Source organism: Sulfitobacter sp. (assembly GCF_036960155.1).
GTDB lineage: Bacteria > Pseudomonadota > Alphaproteobacteria > Rhodobacterales > Rhodobacteraceae > Sulfitobacter.
Window position 1 is genome coordinate 744,159 of record NZ_JBALWB010000001.1, and the last position, 18,383, is coordinate 762,541.

General features: G+C 53.6%; 19 protein-coding genes. 6 read left to right on the plus strand and 13 right to left on the minus strand.

Annotated features, from left to right (window positions below):
- Positions 1–181: 181 nt before the first annotated feature.
- Entirely contained in the window at positions 182–1,087 is a 906-nt protein-coding gene (locus tag V7775_RS03785) for a LysR family transcriptional regulator (protein WP_335750521.1), read from the plus strand.
- Between the two features lie 72 nt (positions 1,088–1,159).
- Here the strand turns inward: V7775_RS03785 and V7775_RS03790 are convergent, their stop codons facing one another.
- From V7775_RS03790 to V7775_RS03805, 4 genes are read right to left on the minus strand one after another with little or no spacing between them, the layout of a single operon-like run.
- Positions 1,160–2,077: an OmpA family protein gene (locus V7775_RS03790; protein WP_335750522.1), complete on the minus strand. Its 918-nt coding sequence runs from the start codon at positions 2,075–2,077 to the stop codon at positions 1,160–1,162.
- The gene (locus V7775_RS03795; protein ID WP_335750523.1) at positions 2,074–2,643 is read right to left on the minus strand and encodes a peroxidase-related enzyme; all 570 of its coding nucleotides are present in this window, start codon (positions 2,641–2,643) and stop codon (positions 2,074–2,076) included. The genes V7775_RS03790 and V7775_RS03795 overlap by 4 nt, the downstream gene beginning before the upstream one ends.
- Complete coding sequence (locus tag V7775_RS03800; protein WP_335750524.1) at positions 2,640–3,374, minus strand: GNAT family N-acetyltransferase; 735 nt, start codon at positions 3,372–3,374, stop codon at positions 2,640–2,642. Before V7775_RS03800 ends, V7775_RS03795 begins: the two co-directional genes overlap by 4 nt.
- The gene (locus V7775_RS03805; protein WP_335750525.1) at positions 3,371–4,090 is read right to left on the minus strand and encodes a competence/damage-inducible protein A; all 720 of its coding nucleotides are present in this window, start codon (positions 4,088–4,090) and stop codon (positions 3,371–3,373) included. The genes V7775_RS03800 and V7775_RS03805 overlap by 4 nt, the downstream gene beginning before the upstream one ends.
- Before the next feature lie 46 nt (positions 4,091–4,136).
- Between V7775_RS03805 and sfsA the strand changes: the two genes are divergently transcribed.
- Together sfsA and map are read left to right on the plus strand one after the other, a co-directional pair.
- Positions 4,137–4,850 (plus strand): DNA/RNA nuclease SfsA, encoded by a 714-nt coding sequence (gene sfsA / locus V7775_RS03810; RefSeq protein WP_335750526.1) that lies wholly within the window; start codon positions 4,137–4,139, stop codon positions 4,848–4,850.
- Between the two features lie 17 nt (positions 4,851–4,867).
- Entirely contained in the window at positions 4,868–5,689 is an 822-nt protein-coding gene (map, locus tag V7775_RS03815) for a type I methionyl aminopeptidase (protein WP_335750527.1), read from the plus strand.
- A gap of 46 nt (positions 5,690–5,735) precedes the next feature.
- Here map and rsmD read toward each other — a convergent pair whose 3' ends face one another.
- Both rsmD and V7775_RS03825 read right to left on the minus strand, forming a co-directional pair.
- On the minus strand, positions 5,736–6,287 hold the full coding sequence (rsmD, locus tag V7775_RS03820) for a 16S rRNA (guanine(966)-N(2))-methyltransferase RsmD (RefSeq protein ID WP_335750528.1): 552 nt from the start codon (positions 6,285–6,287) through the stop codon (positions 5,736–5,738).
- Positions 6,284–7,492 carry an NAD(P)/FAD-dependent oxidoreductase gene (locus V7775_RS03825; protein WP_335750529.1) on the minus strand — a complete coding sequence of 403 codons (1,209 nt, stop codon included), beginning with the start codon at positions 7,490–7,492 and terminating at the stop codon, positions 6,284–6,286. Before V7775_RS03825 ends, rsmD begins: the two co-directional genes overlap by 4 nt.
- Positions 7,493–7,580: 88 nt before the next feature.
- Between V7775_RS03825 and V7775_RS03830 the strand changes: the two genes are divergently transcribed.
- On the plus strand, positions 7,581–8,069 hold the full coding sequence (locus tag V7775_RS03830) for a peroxiredoxin (RefSeq protein ID WP_335750530.1): 489 nt from the start codon (positions 7,581–7,583) through the stop codon (positions 8,067–8,069).
- An 89-nt stretch (positions 8,070–8,158) separates the two neighbouring features.
- Here V7775_RS03830 and V7775_RS03835 read toward each other — a convergent pair whose 3' ends face one another.
- The 7 genes from V7775_RS03835 to V7775_RS03865 all read right to left on the minus strand — a co-directional run bounded on the left by V7775_RS03835 (position 8,159) and on the right by V7775_RS03865 (position 16,422).
- Positions 8,159–8,449, minus strand: a complete 291-nt coding sequence (locus V7775_RS03835) for a 4a-hydroxytetrahydrobiopterin dehydratase (RefSeq protein ID WP_335750531.1) — start codon at positions 8,447–8,449, stop codon at positions 8,159–8,161.
- Positions 8,446–9,633 (minus strand): GNAT family N-acetyltransferase, encoded by a 1,188-nt coding sequence (locus V7775_RS03840; protein ID WP_335750532.1) that lies wholly within the window; start codon positions 9,631–9,633, stop codon positions 8,446–8,448. The genes V7775_RS03835 and V7775_RS03840 overlap by 4 nt, the downstream gene beginning before the upstream one ends.
- A 55-nt stretch (positions 9,634–9,688) precedes the next feature.
- Entirely contained in the window at positions 9,689–10,459 is a 771-nt protein-coding gene (locus V7775_RS03845; RefSeq protein WP_335750533.1) for a glycerophosphodiester phosphodiesterase family protein, read from the minus strand.
- Positions 10,456–10,914 (minus strand): RidA family protein, encoded by a 459-nt coding sequence (locus V7775_RS03850; RefSeq protein ID WP_335750534.1) that lies wholly within the window; start codon positions 10,912–10,914, stop codon positions 10,456–10,458. The genes V7775_RS03845 and V7775_RS03850 overlap by 4 nt, the downstream gene beginning before the upstream one ends.
- A 70-nt stretch (positions 10,915–10,984) precedes the next feature.
- Entirely contained in the window at positions 10,985–12,289 is a 1,305-nt protein-coding gene (locus V7775_RS03855) for an HlyD family type I secretion periplasmic adaptor subunit (protein ID WP_335750535.1), read from the minus strand.
- A complete protein-coding gene (locus V7775_RS03860; protein WP_335750536.1) occupies positions 12,286–14,022 on the minus strand; it encodes a type I secretion system permease/ATPase in 1,737 nt (578 codons plus the stop codon). Before V7775_RS03860 ends, V7775_RS03855 begins: the two co-directional genes overlap by 4 nt.
- Before the next feature lie 165 nt (positions 14,023–14,187).
- Positions 14,188–16,422 (minus strand): transglycosylase domain-containing protein, encoded by a 2,235-nt coding sequence (locus V7775_RS03865; protein ID WP_335750537.1) that lies wholly within the window; start codon positions 16,420–16,422, stop codon positions 14,188–14,190.
- 255 nt (positions 16,423–16,677) lie between these two features.
- Between V7775_RS03865 and V7775_RS03870 the strand changes: the two genes are divergently transcribed.
- Both V7775_RS03870 and amt read left to right on the plus strand, forming a co-directional pair.
- The gene (locus V7775_RS03870; RefSeq protein ID WP_335750538.1) at positions 16,678–17,016 is read left to right on the plus strand and encodes a P-II family nitrogen regulator; all 339 of its coding nucleotides are present in this window, start codon (positions 16,678–16,680) and stop codon (positions 17,014–17,016) included.
- Between the two features lie 21 nt (positions 17,017–17,037).
- On the plus strand, positions 17,038–18,357 hold the full coding sequence (gene amt / locus V7775_RS03875) for an ammonium transporter (protein WP_335751054.1): 1,320 nt from the start codon (positions 17,038–17,040) through the stop codon (positions 18,355–18,357).
- Positions 18,358–18,383: the final 26 nt, after the last annotated feature.

Here is an 18,383-nt window from a genome sequence, read left to right on the forward strand (position 1 = left end):
ACAGCAATCGGCATGAGCAGACTTGCTAGTTTGCTAAAGCCAAGACGGGAAACACACTGTTCCAGCGTTTCCCGTACTGCAACGGTTATGCAATTACCTTGCTACTGTCTCACACTTGCCCCGTTTGCGCCCCATTCCCCCATCATAGCTGATCCTCGAACTAGGAATGGAAGGGGACGGCATGGACCGCCTTACAGAAATGGAAGCATTTGCCACGGTAGTGGATCAAGGTGGCTTTACCGATGCCGCAAAGAAGATGGGGATTTCGAAATCCGCTGTTTCAAAGCACGTCTCTTCACTTGAGGCCCGCCTTGGTGCACGCCTTCTCAACCGGACGACACGCCGTGTGTCCCCGACAGAAATTGGCCTAGCCTACTACGACCGCGCCCGCCGCGTTCTGAATGACGCTGGTGAAGCAGATGCGCTGGTCACATCCATGCAATCCGCGCCCTCGGGCCTATTACGAATATCGGTCGCAACCGATTTCGGGGTGAACCACCTATCGCCGGTTTTATCGGAATTCTTAGGTGACTTCCCAGACATCACAGTCAACATGGTCCTCAACAACCGCTACGTCGAGCTGATCTCTGAAGGTTTCGACATGGCAGTCCGCATCGGGGAGCTGGAAGACAGCACCCTTCGCGCACGGAAGCTAACGGAAACGACCAAACGGATGATCGCCTCTCCCGGGTATTTCGAGAAGTATGGCCGTCCTGAAAAGATTGATGATCTGAATGATCACAAGCTGCTGCACTATTCAAACCAGTCCTCGGGCAACGTGTGGAAACTCACTGCGCCATCTGGTGAAAAACGTCAGGTTCGCACAGCTGGTTGGCTTTCTGTGAATGACGGCCAATCGCTGCTAAACGCCGCAATTTCTGGCCTTGGCATCGCATACCTCCCTAGCTTTCTTTACGCAGAAGCCATGGAAAAAGGTCTGGTTGTCGATGCAATTCCTGAGTTGCCACAAGAAACCCAAGGCATCTATGCGGTCTATCCTCCCGGACGCTTCACGCAGCCCAAAGTCCGCGCCTTTATCGACTTTCTGGTCCACTCTTTTGCCGAAAAAGGCCCAAGCGAGTGGTAAGCCAGACATAAAACACCAAGTCCCCTCGGTGACCTTCACCCTCGGTATTGCAGTTGCAATATCGGGGGCTTTTTAGTTTCCGAGTACAACAGCCTCGACGCGTCGGTTTGTTTCGCGGCCTGCCTCGGTGAGGTTCGAAGTGAAGGGCGCCAGATATCCCATTCCCTGCGAATCCAATCGCGAAGAGGCAACACCATACTGCTCGATCAATCGCGCACGCACTGCATTTGCCCGATCGCGCGAAAGCAGCATATTCCCATCCAACTCGCCAACATTATCCGTATGACCAACAAGCGCCACGCGCATTTCAGGTTGTGATTTCAGCACCTGAGCCAAATCCGCCAACGCCGAAAACGGGCCAGCGCCTAATTCGGATGTACCGCTTTGGAAATCCAGGCCAGCCAGTACAACATGCCCGTCCCTCAGCAGGGTTTCATCTATGTCGCCCTCAGAAAGCGTGCTTGTTCGCCCTGACACGGCATCAATCCTGTTCTCGGCAGCATCACCGCCCACCTGAATGATTTGAACAAATGATCCACCGCTTGAAGCACTCGTAAGGATTGTCACAACCTCAGGCGAATCCAAAGCACCACGTTGTGCCGTGATGACGTGATAGTTTCGGATATTGACGTACATGTTGGGGGCTGGCAGCACCTCAGTCGCAAAGCGGAAATCGTATCCTCCGCAATCCAACGCTGCGCAGTCCAACACAATGCGAAACCCCGCCGCCAACAACTGATCCCGCAGCGGTGTTATCAGTTGCAGCGGCGTCAACCCCGCCACATCAACACGCCATGCACTGCGCGCGACTGCCCCCTCCAGCATTAAGGTTGGCAGATCACCCTCTGAAAAAGGCGCAATCGGCGCAAAATACCGATCTTGGACTGTATCGCGTACAATCATCTGCCGTGCACCAGCGGGCAGCTGCAGGTCAACCGCTTGCGCGGTTCCTGCAGACATAACCGCCAGTGCGCATAGCCAATGCTTCATCGTGATCGCGCGTGATAGCTCTTGTTGGGTCGCATATCTGACGCGCTTGCTACACGGTTGGTCATGTTAAAGAACGCAGCAACCGATGCGATATCCCAAATGTCACGATCCGAGAACCCAATGGCACGCAGCGCTTCGCGATCGTCTTCTTCGATCACCTCTGGGGCTTCAGTAAGCTTGACTGCAAAATCCAACATCATACGCGTCTTAGGGTCCAGATCGGCAACGCGGTAATTCATCACCAGCGTCTCACCCAAGATCGGATCACCAGACAATTCGCGGACTGCCTGACCATGCGCCGTGAGGCAATAGAAACAACGGTTTACTGCGGAAACAACAACTGCAATCATTTCGCGCTCTAGCTTGCTCAGGTTGCTTTGGCCCAGCATCAGATCGTTATACAGCGCGGTAAAGCTGTTCAGCTTGTCGATATCAAAAGCATAAGCTTGCAGAACGTTAGGGATCATCCCCAACTTTTCCGTACAAATATCAAAGTACTTTTGCGTCTCCGCAGGCAGCGGATCAACCATGGGCAAGTCAAGGGCGGTGGGGGCTTCGTCACTCATGGTGCGTTCCTTTGATCTGATAATATTCGGTAATGATACGTCCCAGCGCGGGCAAAGCCCAGCTTGGTATAGAGCGCGTTGGCAGGTTTATTTGCAGTCACACACAAGACAGCGATTTCTGTTGCACCCTGCTTTTCGGCCCAGATAGCCGCCGCGCGCATCAACCATTGTGCGACGCCTTGTTTGCGCTGATGCGGTAGAACCTCAACTGCATGAACCATCGCAACGCCATCATGAATTCCGGCAAATGCCACTCCCGCTGGTTTTTCATTCCACCGCGCCAACACACCTGTTTTTGTTTTGGCACGCCCCATCACATCCAATCGCGCAGGGCCAATATCGCCCTGCGCCCAAATCTCACTCATTATGGCGAGAGGTTCCCAAATCGGAAAACAGGTCACACGCGGAATTGGCAAATCCGTGAGTATCTCAATCGGGGCTTTATACAGCACAACTTCGTCGATCAAATCATACCCGCGCGTGGCCAGCAGTGCATCGAGTGCGCCGTCACCTTCACGGATCATGAATAACGGAGTTTGGCCAATCTCGCGCATGGCCGCCTCTGCCAACGCGATATCACCGTCGACAAAATCACCCGACGCCGTTGCAGCCGACACACGTTTCCCGCCGCCAGCACCATCGCGCAATGTCCATGGCCCATCGGACCATACCCGCGCTGGCGGCCATGTACCCTCAACAACATCATAAAGTTGCTGCACATCAGATGTCATGCAAACACCTCTTCCAGCTTACTCATCGCCTCGTCGAGCATTCCAGCATCATGGCCCCGCACAACCAGATTAGCACCATATTTACCATCACGTTGAAAAGGGTAGCTGCCCATTGAAAGCGCAGGATAAGCTTCGGCCAATGCGCCAAACGGGCCAGCGATATCGCCTTCACCGCGATGCACGGTCAATGTTTTGCTGAGCAATGGCGCGCCGCCTGTCAGCGTTGGCAAAACACTTGCGACCATCGCGGTAAAAACACTTGGGACGCCAGCCATCACATGCACGTTCTCGATGGTGAAACCCGGCGCGGATGAAACGGGGTTATCGATCAACGTCGCCTGAGCAGGAATACGCGCCATACGCAGACGCGCCTCATTCATTTCGGTTCCTGCTTTGTCATAATGCGCCTGCAAAATTGCGCGGGCATCATCGCGCACATCGATGCTTTGACCAAAGGCTGCCGCCATGCAATCCGCGGTGATGTCATCATGCGTCGGACCAATCCCGCCGGATGAAAATACATTCTCGTAACCAGCAGCCAACGCCTGCACGGCCGCGATAATCACATCGCGCTCATCCGGCACAATACGCACCTCGGCCAGCGTGATGCCTGCTTCAGTTAGCTGCCCAGCCAGATGGTGCATATTCGCATCCCGTGTCCGTCCCGAGAGGATCTCATCCCCGATCACCAACATCGCCGCAGTGGGGTTCGTCATTTCGCCTCTCCTTGAGCCTGTTCTCTCAAAGGTATAGCCCCCTAGCATGCGCTTTCAAACCGATCTTGTACCCGCCCGCCTAATCCGCCGATATAAACGCTTCCTTGCCGATTGCAGGTTGGAAGACGGACGTGAGGTAACAGCCCATTGCGCCAACCCTGGTTCAATGATGGGGCTCGCTGTTGAGGGCAGTAAAATCTGGCTCGAACCAAATGACGATCCCAAGAAAAAGCTGCGATATGGCTGGCGTTTGGTTGATCATGAAAACGGTCATTTCACAGGCGTTGATACCTCACTGCCCAACCGTGTGTTGCGCGCCGCGTTAGAGGCCCGCGCGATAGCGCCACTCGCCGCCTACACCACCGTGCGCCCAGAGGTGAAATACGGAACCAATTCTCGTGTTGATTTTTTACTCACCCAAGACAGCCTTCCGGATGCCTATGTTGAGGTGAAATCCGTTACCCTATGCCGCACCCAAGGTTTAGCAGAATTCCCCGACTCGGTCACTGCACGCGGGGCAAAACACATGGCAGAACTTGCCAAGATGGCGCAGGCAGGCCATCGCGCCGTGCTGTTGTATTTGGTACAACGCACCGATTGCACACATGTCGACATCGCCCACGACATCGACCCGACCTATGCCGCCGCCCATGAAGACGCTACAAAGGCAGGCGTTGAAACCCTGTGCATTGGCACCCACATCACCCCAGAAGGCATCACCATTGCCACCCCTCTGGTCCTTGGCCGCACTGCGCGCTAAACAAGGCCAAACAACCGATGGAGAGACCGGTGACAGACACCCACAAAGGTCGCACGACAAAAGACGGCATTCGCATCCATGAAGCTGCAGATTTTGCTGGCATGCACGCCGCAGGCAAACTTGCCGCGACCATCCTTGATGAGATCGCCGAGCATGTTGTTGTAGGACAAACCACAGCCGAGATTGACCGCCTGATCGAAGAGAAGGTCAACGCCGCTGGCGCAAAATCAGCAACTATCGGGTACAAAGGCTATGAACATGCCAGCTGTATTTCGATCAACCACGTTGTGTGCCACGGCATCCCCGGCGACAAAAAGCTGAAAGACGGCGACATCGTCAACATCGATGTAACTGTTATTGTTGACGGTTGGTTCGGCGATACATCACGCATGTATGTTGCGGGCAAATTGGGCCGCAAGGCCGAGCGCCTGATCGACATCACGCACGAGGCTTTGATGAAGGGTATTGAGGTCGTCAAACCCGGCAACACCTTTGGTGACATCGGCCACGCGATCCAAACCTTTGCTGAAGGGCATCGGATGTCTGTAGTAACTGATTTCTGCGGCCATGGTCTGGGCCGTGTTTTTCACGCGCCGCCAAATGTTTTGCACTACGGCAAGGCAGGTACAAAAGCCGTTCTAGAGCCAGGTATGTTCTTTACGATTGAGCCCATGGTGAATTTGGGTCGCGCCGAAACCAAAACGTTGGCCGATGACTGGACAGCCGTTACGCGCGACAAATCCCTGTCAGCGCAGTTCGAACATTCCATTGGCGTAACAGAAGATGGGTGTGAGATTTTTACTCTGTCGCCTGCTGGAAAATTCCACCCGACGTATTGATCAACATTCATAACGCTTGATCCGCACGGCTCATGAGCGGTGCGGATCAGTTGTGTGTCAGCAAGGTGACGTGCGTGTCGCCGTATTTACGCCGTTCGGTTCGTGTGAAGCCATCTGGCGCATCCATCGGCGCATTTTCTTCCCAAACGATCAACGCACCTTTAGCCAGCCACCCGCCCATGCGCGCAGCGGCGAGTGCCTGCTGCCCCATCCCTTTGCCATAAGGCGGATCAAGAAAAACCAGATCAAAAGGCGTGGCTGAACACTTGCCAAGCTTGGTCGCATCATTGCGCATAAGCGTGGTCTTTTCACCAGCTCTGACTTTATCGACGTTCTGAGCAATCAGCTTTTGCGCAACGCGGCCATTTTCGACAAACACCGCGTCTTTGGCACCCCGCGACAGCGCCTCTATGCCCAACGCGCCAGTACCTGAAAATAGATCAAGCACGCGTGCGCCGTTGATAACGTTGAGATGTGTCAGCATGGAAAACAGACTCTCGCGGACGCGATCTGATGTAGGACGCAAATGCGCAGCCACGTCGCCCTTGCCCACATCTGCCAACACCGTTCCGCGATATGCCCCTGATATGATCCTCACGCTTTGAGCAGTGCCTTGAGATCAGTTTCAGGATCAGCGACCACCTCAGGTGCGGGTGATTTACCGCCCTCGATCAGGCGCTTTCCTACCATATATCCGCGCGGATCATTGGCGGCATCCACTGCCAACAGCGTTTCACCCTTATAGTACCAAAATGAAACAGGTCCAGGCGCCGCGCCGCGCGTAACAATGCGGTCATAACCCGTATTTAGGCCCGCAATTTGCAGCTTCACGTCATACTGATCAGACCAAAACCACGGCTTCGCAGTATAATCCTTTTCCGCACCCATCAGGTTTTCAGCCACAACTTCGGCTTGCTCGATTGCGTTTGGTACGCTTTCCAGCCTGATACGTCCGCCACGATACGGGAACGAGGCGCAGTCACCCGCGGCCCAGACGTGGGGAACATTGGTACGCCCGTGACCATCAACGGCAATCCCGTTGTCCAGCGCTACACCTGCAGCCTCGGCCAATGCCGTGGCAGGCGCGATGCCCACACCAACGATGACAAAATCAACATCAAGCGTGGTACCATCCGTAAGCGCAGCTCCATTTACGGCACCTTCACCAGTCAACCGCTCAAGGCCAACACCCTCGCGCAGATCAACGCCATGACCCTGGTGCAGAGTGCGAAAGAAATCAGACGTTTCAGGTGACGCCACCCGCTGCAAGATCCGCGGTGCCATCTCGACCAAAGTAACCTCAAGGCCTAGCTTGGCGGCAACCGATGCAGCCTCTAGCCCGATGTAACCGCCGCCGACAATCAGCACACGCGCGTCTTTTACAAAGCGCGGTTCCATTGCATCAACATCAGCCAATCCACGCACAACATGGACCCCGTCAAGAGCACCACCGATAGCAGCAGGCAATTTGTGCGGTATGGAGCCCGTTGTGAACACCAGTTCATCATATCCGATCACACCATCGCTGGTGGTTATCTTTTGCCCAGCGGCATCAATTGCCTCAACAGTCACGCCTAAACGTAAATCAATGTCATTCTCGCCATAAAAACTCTCGGGCCGCAAAAATAGACGCTCAAGCGTCATATCCCCCATCAAATAGGCTTTAGACAATGGTGGGCGTTGGTAAGGGGGGTGGGATTCGGCACCAATCAAAGTGATTTTTCCATCAAAACCGCCATTGCGCAGCTTAACCACACAAGATGATCCCGCCTGCCCTGCTCCGATCACTACGATATGGCGCATGGTTATCTCCCTTGATGCACTGGCCCTAGCACTGTGCAGACCCTATATCTGGCATAAGGATAAACACAATCACATGGAAGGTTACCACATGCCAATTTCTCAAGGCGATACATTGCCCGACGCGACACTTGTACAAATGGGCGCTGAAGGACCAGCACCAGTGCAAATGAGCGACAAAACCAAAGGCCGCAAAGTTGTGATCTTTGCTGTGCCGGGTGCCTTCACGCCTACATGCCACTCTGCCCATGTTCCCAGCTTTGTTCGCACAAAAGATCAGTTCGATGCAAAAGGCGTAGACGAGATCATCTGCGTATCCTGCAATGACCCTTTCGTCATGAAGGCATGGGGCGAAGCAACTGGTGCAACTGAAGCAGGCATCACAATGCTGGCCGATGCGTCGTCTGAATTCACCAAGGCACTTGGGATGGATTTTGATGCGGCACCTGCTGGTCTGGTTGCGCGTTCCAAACGATATGCGATGCTGGTTGATGATGGTAAGGTGACGCTGTTTCAAGCCGAAGAAAACTCCGGCGTCTGCGACGTCTCTGGTGGTGAAAGCCTGCTCGACAGCATGTAAAACGACAACAGGGTCGCACATTGTGCGACCCTGTTTAACCTCTTTTACCCTTTGGGCATTGGCCTATCTGCAGTTCAGCGATCTATTGTTCAAAGACGATCTATTTTGCGCGCCAGTTTGGCATCAAGCGTACTAAGACCATCAACGTCATGCGTGATGAGCGTAACAATCACCTTGTTATAGACATTTCTCCAATCGGGATGGTGATCCCATTTCTCGGCCCAAATCGCCGCGCGGGTCATCCAGCCGAACGCATCTGCAAAGTCATCAAATTTGAAGGTTTTGACAATCGCATCACGTCCTTCAACCATAGCCCAGCCATTTTGGAATAGTGGATCAAGCAATGGTCCGCGTGTCTCTACACTTAGCTTCTCTGTCATTCCTGCTCCTCGACTTTCGTCTTTTTGAAAGGTCCGTAATCGGTCAGTATCTCTATTTCTTCATCCACTGCGGCACGTTCAGCGTTTAGAAACTCGCCTACAGCGCGCGCGAATCCTGCGTCTCGCATCCAGTGAAGCGACCATGTCGGCGTCGGAAGATAGCCACGTGCCAGCTTGTGTTCTCCCTGAGCGCCAGCTTCAACACTACCCAATCCCATTTCGATCGCAATATCGATAGCTTGATAATAACACAGTTCGAAATGCAAACAGGAATGGTGCTCGCTGCAGCCCCAGTATCGACCATATAACGTATCCGCGCCTATGAAATTGAGCGCGCCAGCAACCCACCGCCCATCACGCTCGGCCAGTACCAGCGCAATATCGTCGCGCAGCACCTCATGGGCGATGTCAAAGAACGCCCGTGTTAAATAGGGTTGCCCCCATTTGCGCGCGCCTGTGTCTTGATAAAACCTCCAAAACGCATCCCAATGCTCAGGTTTCAGACTATCTCCCGTAAAGGTTTGAATATTCCCTCCAAAGCTTTGAGCGGTTGCACGTTCCTTTCGGATATTCTTGCGTTTGCGGGAGCTGAGGGTGCTTAGGAAAGCATCAAAATCGCTATGCCCCTCATTGCACCAATGAAACTGTTGGTTCTTGCGCACCATCATGCCCAAAGCCTCAGCACGCTTAGCCTCTTCTTCGGTGCAGAATGTCGCGTGAAGAGAGCTTAGATTGTTATTCTCAGTGAGCTGCACAGCCCCTTGGACCAGTGCATTGAACCCCGTTTCTTCAAACCCCTCTCGCGTCAAAAACCGTCGGCCCGAAGCAGGCGTATGCGGTACCGCGACCTGAAGCTTGGGGTAATACTGCCCGCCCGCCTGCTCGTAGGCATGCGCCCAAGAGTGGTCAAAGATGTATTCACCCTGAGAATGCGATTTCACATACAGCGGCGCGACACCAATGATCTGGCCCGCAATCCGCGCCGTCAAATACTGAGGTTGCCACCCTGTCCTCCCACCAACACTGCCACTGTCCTCAAGCGCCTTAAGAAAGCGGTGAGTGGTAAAGGGATCATTGGGCCGGGCGCCGTCAACAGCCTCAGGGCAGGCACATGCATCCCAATCGGCGGCGTTAATCTCGGACAGCGACTGGACAATCGTAATCTCGACCTCTTGCGCGCTCATGTTGATGTCCCTGCTGTTGGTCTGTTCACTATAAGTGGCACCTTAACAGAGATGTTCAAGCAGGAGGCGCCGCAAGATAGCTTTCAAATGTAATGGTATCTGCCATCCGCCGCGCCTGCTGTTCCTGCTCGGCGCTGCTCACTGTCCAACAACAGATAAATGCGCCAGCTTGCTTTAGTTCGTTTACTCTTGCGCGGTCCAAATCATTCACCTCATGGCTGATGAACGACGCGCCGACACGGTCATAATCAGGGATGGCACGTAACCGTTCACAGACGGCATCTGACAGTGGCCATTCATGTGTATCGTAAGCACATGTCGCAAGGCCACGTGGAACATCAGGACAAAGCTCTTGCATCATCGCAATCGAATTCGGGTTAAACGACATGACCGCAACATCACCGACGTAACCAACAAGTGCCTCAGCGATAGCCCGTTCCAACGTACCCACATTAGAGCCCATTGCTCCGTCTTGATCTTTGAGTTCAATCAGCAGCGGCACTTGTCCCCCAATCAGCGTTAGGACCTCCGCCAAATCTGGAATACCCTCATCTCCGCCGCGCAAGGGGGTCTCCTTGAGCGCAGCAGCGGTGAACAATTGGACAGCTCCTTGGGTCTCTGTCAGCCGCTCAAGATGGTAGTCGTGAAAGACCATCGCCTCCCCATCTGAACTCAGCTGGAGATCAATTTCAATGCCGTATCCGGCCTCAACAGCCGCACAAATGGCCGCACGGGAATTCTCCGGACGGCCATCGGCAACGTCGTGCAATGCGCGGTGTGCCAAGGGCACCCGCGCAAAGCTATCTGGTAACGCAGCTTTGGTCATGAAATTTCGAAAATGCCTTCGATCTCAACGGCAACGCCCAATGGCAATGCACCTGCGGAAACGGCGGAACGCGCGTGGCGTCCGGCCTCACCCAATGCCTCAACCAAGAAATCGGAGCATCCGTTGATAACTTTGGGTTGGTCCGTAAAGTCCTTGGTAGAGTTCACAAAACCGGTAAGCTTGATCACACGCTTAAGACGATTAATGTCTCCGCCACAGGCTTCCTGAACTTGAGCTAAAAGCTGCAATGCACAGGTTTGAGCTGCCGCAGCACCGTCTTCGACGCTCATGTTTTCACCCAATACGCCCAATATCAACCCGTCATCCGTGCGCGAAATCTGGCCAGACACATACAGTGTATTGCCCACCTGAACGAATGGGACATAGTTAGCCGCTGGGGCCGAGGCGTCAGGCAGAGTAATATTCTGATCTTTGAGACGTTGTGCAATGCTCATTTTAAGTCCTTTGGTCAGTTGAGTCGCGCGGAAGCTAACCCCGTTAGCCTTCGCGCGAAAGACCCAAGGTTCAGCTTTCGCGCCAAGATTTCACAAAATAGTCGGTCACTGGTTTAACCAGATACGTCAGCGGGGATCGGTCACCGGTTTTGATGAACGCATCCACTGGCATACCGGGCAATAATTGGGTGCCTTCCGGTAACCGCTCCATCTCACCAGGAGACAGAACTATCTCGGCGCGGAAATAGCTAGCCCCGGTTGTTTGGTCATCCAGTGCATCCGCTGAGATCAGCACCACAAGCCCCTTCAATTCGGGTGTGGTGCGCTGATCAAGCGAGGACAACCGCAAGTTTACTTCTTGTCCAACCGAAATCTCGTCAACATTTGTGGGCATGACTTGTGCTGCAATCACCAGCGGGCGGTCTTGGGGAACCAAGAACATCAAAGGGTCCGCAGGGCGAATAACCGAACGCGGTGTGGTCACTTGCAAAGAATAGACTATGCCGGAAACTGGTGCACGAATATCCAAACGGTCAATCGTGGCCTTCAATGCGCGACGCCGTTCAACAAGAGACAGTTCTTGATAACGAATTTCCCGCAACTGCGATATCGCCTCTTCACGACCAGATGTGCCCAGTTTTAATTCAATGATATCGATCTCTGTAATGCGGCCCTCAGCCTGCGCGCGCGATGCAATCAAACTACCGATTTCACCTGTAAGGCGCGCCATCTCCCGTTGCAGACCCAGTACAGAAGAAACTTGCGCCAGCCCTTGGTCCAACAATGTTTGCTGACTTACAAGTTGCTGTTCAATCAACCCAAGTTGCGTAACAAGAGACTCCTCTTGTGCATTAATACCTATGATCTGGTCTTCGATCTGATTGCTTTGCTTACCCAACTGATCGATCTCTTGTTTGATACTATCGCGGCGTGCAAAGAACAGGTTTCTTTGACCGTCCATCAATTCCTGAGCGTCAGGGTTCATTTTGCCCACTTCCACGAGAGAGTCGGCGAATTCTATTGTGTCCCCTTCATCGCGCTGCGCCTCTAGACGACCACGGCGCGCCATGAGTTCAAACAACTGCCCCTCAATGAGCGTCAATTCAGATTGCGCCTGCTCTGGATCAAGCCTCAGCAACAAATCGCCCGCCTTAACCAGATCGCCTTCATCGACAAGTATTTCAGAGATGGTGCCGCCTGTATCGTGCTGCACTACCTGTCTGTTGCGATCGACCTCTATGCGCCCCGATGCAACAATTGCGCCCGCAATATTGGACATCACAGACCATGTGCCAAAGCCACCGAACAGAATCAAAATCCCGATCATACCAATGGTAACGGGACGCCAAGCGGACCACTTCGTTTTTTCGCTCATGACACGCCTCCTGCACCGGCTGGCGCTTTTTGGATTTCTTGGTGGTTTTTCACCATGCCCTTTAGCACTTCGTCCTTAGGACCAAATGCCATGCGCACACCTGCATCAAGCACTAGAAGCGTATCACATTCCTGAATGGCGGCTGGCCTGTGGGCCATGATCAGCACCGAACGCCCCGATGCTTTCATCGCGCGGATTGCATGGTTCAATGCCTGCGATCCGGTGTTGTCGAGATTCGAATTCGGCTCATCCAGCACCAGCAAGACCGGCTCATCGTACAAAGCGCGAGCAAGGCCAATGCGTTGCATTTGGCCGCCAGAAAGGCGCACCTGCCCCGACCGGATAACAGTGTCATACCCATCTGGCAACTCAAGGATCATCTCATGGGCTGCGGCCATTTTCGCTGCTGCGACAACCTTTTTATCATCAGGGGCTTCCGCCAATCGCGCGATATTTTGTGCAATGGTGCCATCAAACAATGAAACGCTTTGCGGTAAATAACCGATGTGTCCACCCAATGTCTCGGTCCCGTAATGTTCAAGCGCGGCACCGTCCAGACGAATTGAGCCACCCGCAGGACGCCAGACCCCGGTGAGCGTACGCGCCAATGTCGTTTTGCCCGCGCCCGAAGGCCCGATCACACCAACAGCCTGTCCCGGCTCAACCTTGAACGAGATAGACTTAAGTGACGCTTGTTTTTCTCCCGGAGGAACCACAGTGAGATTTTTAGCAATCAATGATGCTTTTGGTTTTGGCAATTCGGTGCGCGGCCCTTCAACGGCGACTGTGCCCAAAAGCTCCACCAGATTTGACCATCCTGTCATACCGCGTTGCACAATTGGCCATTGGTTCAACATCATCTCGACGGGTGCCAACGCACGACCCAACAGGATCGAACCAGCAATCATCGCACCCGGCGTCAGCTGGTTTTGTAGAACCAAATAGGCCCCCATCCCCAGCATCGCAGATTGCAGAAACAACCGAATAGTCTTTGTCATCGAACTAAACGTGCCACCAACGTCTGCCGCACGTACTTGTCCCTGAAGGGCTTCAGTCCGTGCTTTTTGCCAGCGGTTGAACGCTGCCTCACGCATGCCCATCGCCTGCACCATCTCAGCTTCGGTGCGAATCTGATCAGCCATGCTAGACGCATGTTGGCCTGCAAGCCCCGCCCGCGCCTGAGCGCCGCGCGAAAGAAACTGGTTGGCGATCGCAATAACAATCAATACCGCCCCACCGATCAGGGCCATATACCCCAAATAGGCGTGAAAAACAAAAATGCCCGCAAAAAATATCGGCGTCCAAGGAAGGTCAAACGCCGCCATCAATACTGGCGATATGATCATCCGCTGCACCGATTCTAGATCGGTGAGGCTTCCGTTGGTTTTTGCGTCAGGTGCCACAGCAGATTTGCGCACAACAGCATCGAACACACGCCGATCCAGATCATCCTGAAACCGCGCACCCACGCGGGCCATAATCCGGCCACGCGTATAGTCGAGAATACCCATAACAGCGTAGAGAAACACAACCAACAGTGAAAGAGCCACCAGTGTTTCCTGGCTCCCCGACCCCAATACGCGGTCATAAACCTGCAGCATATAAAGCGGACCAGTCAGCATCAGCAGATTCGCAAATGCCGAAAATAATCCTACGGTCCAATAGAGGGAACGACTACGTTTACGAATCTGACGCAACTCTTCGCGCCCTCGTTTAATTGCATCGGTTTGCATAAATACCTTTCAAAACGACCTTCGGCGCTCATAGATCGCGAAATAACGACAGCACGCCAAACACCACAGCCATATAACGCCGACTGTAGCCAAGCATAACATGCGTTAACAAGGCATATTCCGTACCCGACGACCGCGCAACATGGGATCGTTACACACGAGTGCTTAGCGATCTCCACCAGTTGGGTTACTTGTTCCGCTACCGCTTCCACTGCCCCCAAATATATCTTGGAGTACTTGATCAATGATACTGGCAGGACGATTGTTCTGCTGAGATTGAGGAAAAGGAGTAACTTCGTTGACGTCACCCTCAAAAATAACCTGAGCAGGTGCCGGATCAACCATCGGTAACGGCTTTATTGGGACACCCTCATGAACTCGTTTCATCGCTTCGCGGAAAATTTCAGCTGGCAAGCCACCGCCAGTAACCCCTTTGAGCGGGGTATTATCGTCGTACCCCATCCAGACGCCAGCAACATAATCAGCAGAAAATCCGATAAACCACGCATCTTTGGCTGCCGACGTTGTACCCGTCTTGCCTGCAATCTGGCGGCCGCCAAATTGCGCACGTTTTCCCGTCCCTTCAGAGACAACCTTTTCCATCATATAGATCAACTGGCCAGCTGCATCTTCTTGAATGACACGCTCCCCGATACCGCCCCCTGTCCCCATCAATGGCTCAGAGTCGCCCCTCAGGCGTAAATCAATCAATCCGAAGGGGGTCACAGATGAGCCACCATTCAGAATACCCGCAAAAGCCCCCGTCATTTCGATCAAAGTACTTTCAGACGCACCAAGGGCCAAAGCAGGACCAGTCGCCAGATCATTTTTGATCCCGAATTGCGACGCAACTGCACTCACTGTTTGACGACCAACAGATTCAGATATCTTGACCGCAGGAATGTTCAGCGACTTCGCCAATGCGTTTGTCATCGTCGTTTGTCCAACAAATCGTTTAGTATAGTTTTTTGGGCACCATTGGCCTGAACCCGGAATATTCAGACAATAGGGGCTGTCATCTACAAGGTCATTGGGCGAATAACCCAGATCAAGCGCTGCTGCGTACACAAACGGTTTGAATGCAGACCCTGTCTGACGCAGTGCCTGCGTGGCCCTGTTGAACGCGCCCGACACTTTGGTTTTGCGTCCACCTACCATTGCGCGGACAGCGCCGTCTGCGCTCATCACAACAATTGCGGCTTGTGCTTTTGAACCTGCACGAACCTTATTTTCGAAGACCCAGTTCAGGCCATCCTCTGCAGCTCGTTGCATGCGTTGATCTAGCGTTGTTCGAATGATCACGTCTTCTGTGGTTTTGCGGGTGAAAAATTCTGGTCCTGTGGACATAACCCAATCGGCAAAAGCACCACCTGCACGCGCTTGCGCCGCCTCAGAAAGAGCTGCTGGAGAAGCCTGCGCAGCCGCTTCTTCTTCATCCGAAAGGTACCCTTGTTCTTTCATCAGACGCAAAACGGTTGCCGCCCGATTACGGGACCGCTCAAGATTTGAGGTAGGTGAAAGGGTGCTAGGCGCAGTTAACAAACCGGCAAGCATAGCGGATTCAGCTGGGTTAAGAACGGCAGCCTGTTTGCCAAAGAAACGCTGCGCTGCGGCCTCCGCACCATAAGCACCACCGCCCATATAAGCACGGTTCAGATAGATCGACAGGATTTCATTCTTGGAGTATTTCGCCTCCATCGCCATCGCATAAACGGCCTCTTTGGCTTTACGCTTCAGCGAACCACGGCGGCATTCCGCCTCATATTCCGCTTCGGTCTGGCCAGATGTTACGTCAAATGGCTCCCCCAAGCACAACAGCTTGGCAGTTTGCTGCGTGATCGTAGACCCCCCGTGACCCGAAAGGGGACCTCGCCCTTCGCTCAGGTTAATCCGAACTGCAGAAGCAATGCCCCGTGGACTGAGACCGAAGTGCCTAAAGAACCGCTTATCCTCTGTCGCCACCACTGCATTCATAAGATGGGGAGACACGTTTTCTGCTGTCACCGCTCCACCGAACTGATCACCGCGCCAAGCAAAGACCTCACCCTTGTAGTCCAACATCGTGACAGATCCACCAGCACGCCCATCCGACATCTCTCCGGCTGGCGGCAGCGTGGTGTAATAATAGCCCACAAACAGGGCCAATATCGCAAGGCCAGCAAGCACCGAACGGGACGTAATCACCCAGATCAATCTAAAGAACCAACGCACTAACCCCGACAAGAACCCCAAGATACCGCCACGCCGTTTACGCGCGGGCTTTGCCGTACGCTTTGCTTTGGCCTTTGGCTTAGGTTTCGCTCGTGTCTTTGTTGCAGATTTGCTCGCTGCTGCGCGGGCTTTGCTACCATACCGGTTCTCAGCGACCAAGGGCCGCCTGCGTTTAGGTTTATCAGTCATTAATAGGGCCTGCTCGGCTGTTGTTTTTTTTCATCTTAGCCCCCTGCGGCCCAATTGTTTAGCACTTGATACCTCAGAAAGCTTCATATTGATGCACGGTTTTTAGGCAGATTCGACTTATCGATTAAATTTTAATCACTGCCGTACGGTGATGTACCAAATTACCCCCACGAATCCTTCCCTTTTGATGTGTTTATCCAGTTCTCTCCAAAAGCATTAAGCAGGAAAGCCTGCAACTTAAGAGGGGACAATTAGGTGAAACTCATCATTGCCACGATCAAACCATTCAAACTCGAGGAAGTCCGCGAAGCGCTGACCGAAGCGGGCGTGCGCGGTCTTATGGTTACAGAAATCAAAGGGTTTGGCGCGCAGTCGGGCCATACCGAAATTTACCGCGGCGCAGAATACGTCGTGAACTTTGTACCAAAGGTCAAACTGGAACTCGTCGTTGCAGACGGCGTTGCGGACCAGATGGTCGAAGTGATCAGCAAAACTGCACAAACCGGAAAAATCGGTGACGGCAAGATCTTTGTGCTCGATGTCGAGCAGGTTGTGCGCGTGCGTACAGGCGAAACCGGCGAAGACGCTATCTAACTCAAGGACAATAAGATGAATATGAAATCTCTCATTCCGGTCACTGTCGCCGCAGCCACGCTGCCGACTTTTGCACTGGCACAAGACGCGGCTGTCCCCTCTTCAGCTGAAATGATTTGGATCATGAACACGCTGTTGTTCCTGATCGGCGGTTTTCTGGTTTTCTTCATGGCTGCTGGTTTTGCCATGTTAGAGGGCGGATTGGTACGTTCCAAAAACGTGACCATGCAGATGACCAAAAACGTGGCACTCTTTTCCTTGGCCACAATCGCCTATTGGGCGTTCGGCTATAATCTGATGTACCCGCTTGGTACATGGTCCGTTGAGGGCGTTCTGTCCGGCGTATTCGGAACAGGTGTTCTCGAAGCCGTTGGCATCGATCTGGCCAGTGCGGATGACGGAGAATATGCCTCAACCGGTTCTGACTTCTTCTTCCAGCTGATGTTCTGCGCGGCAACTGCATCCATCGTTTCTGGTGCCTTGGCCGAGCGCATCAAACTATGGCCTTTCCTGATCTTCGTGATCATCCTGACCGGCATCATCTATCCTTTGCAAGCGTCATGGAAATGGGGCGGTGGCTTCTTGGACGAAATGGGCTTCCTTGACTTCGCAGGTTCCACTGTTGTGCACTCTGTAGGCGGCTGGGCTGCTCTGGCAGGCGCGCTGATCCTTGGACCACGTATCGGTAAATACAAAGGTGGGCGTGTAAACCCAATGCCTGGTTCCAACCTTGCTTTGGCGACACTGGGTATGTTCATCCTGTGGCTCGGCTGGTTCGGCTTTAACGGTGGCTCACAGCTGGCGATGGGTACTGTAGGCGATATCGCAGACGTTTCCCGCATCTTCGCCAACACTAATGCTGCTGCTGCTGGTGGTGTTATTGCGGCGCTGGTGCTGACACAGCTTTTGTACAAAAAGCCTGACCTTACCATGATCTTGAATGGTGCACTGGCGGGTCTCGTATCCATCACGGCAGAGCCGCTCACGCCGTCCCTTGGTATGGCGACACTGATCGGTGGCGTCGGTGGTGTGATCGTAGTCTTCGCGGTTCCGTTCCTAGACAAGCTCAAGATCGACGACGTTGTTGGCGCAATCCCTGTGCACTTGTTTGCAGGTATCTGGGGCACAATCGCTGTTGTTCTTACGAATGGTGACGCGAGCCTCGGCACGCAGCTCTATTCCATCATTGTTGTAGGTGTCTTCACCTTCGTCGTATCCGGCGCGGTCTGGTTTATCCTCAAGGCAACCATGGGCATTCGCGTCAGCGAAGAAGCCGAAATCATGGGCCTCGACATGGCCGAACTGGGTATGGAAGCCTACCCTGAATTCACCCGCGGGTAATTCAAATGCGCGGCCTTCGACCTCCT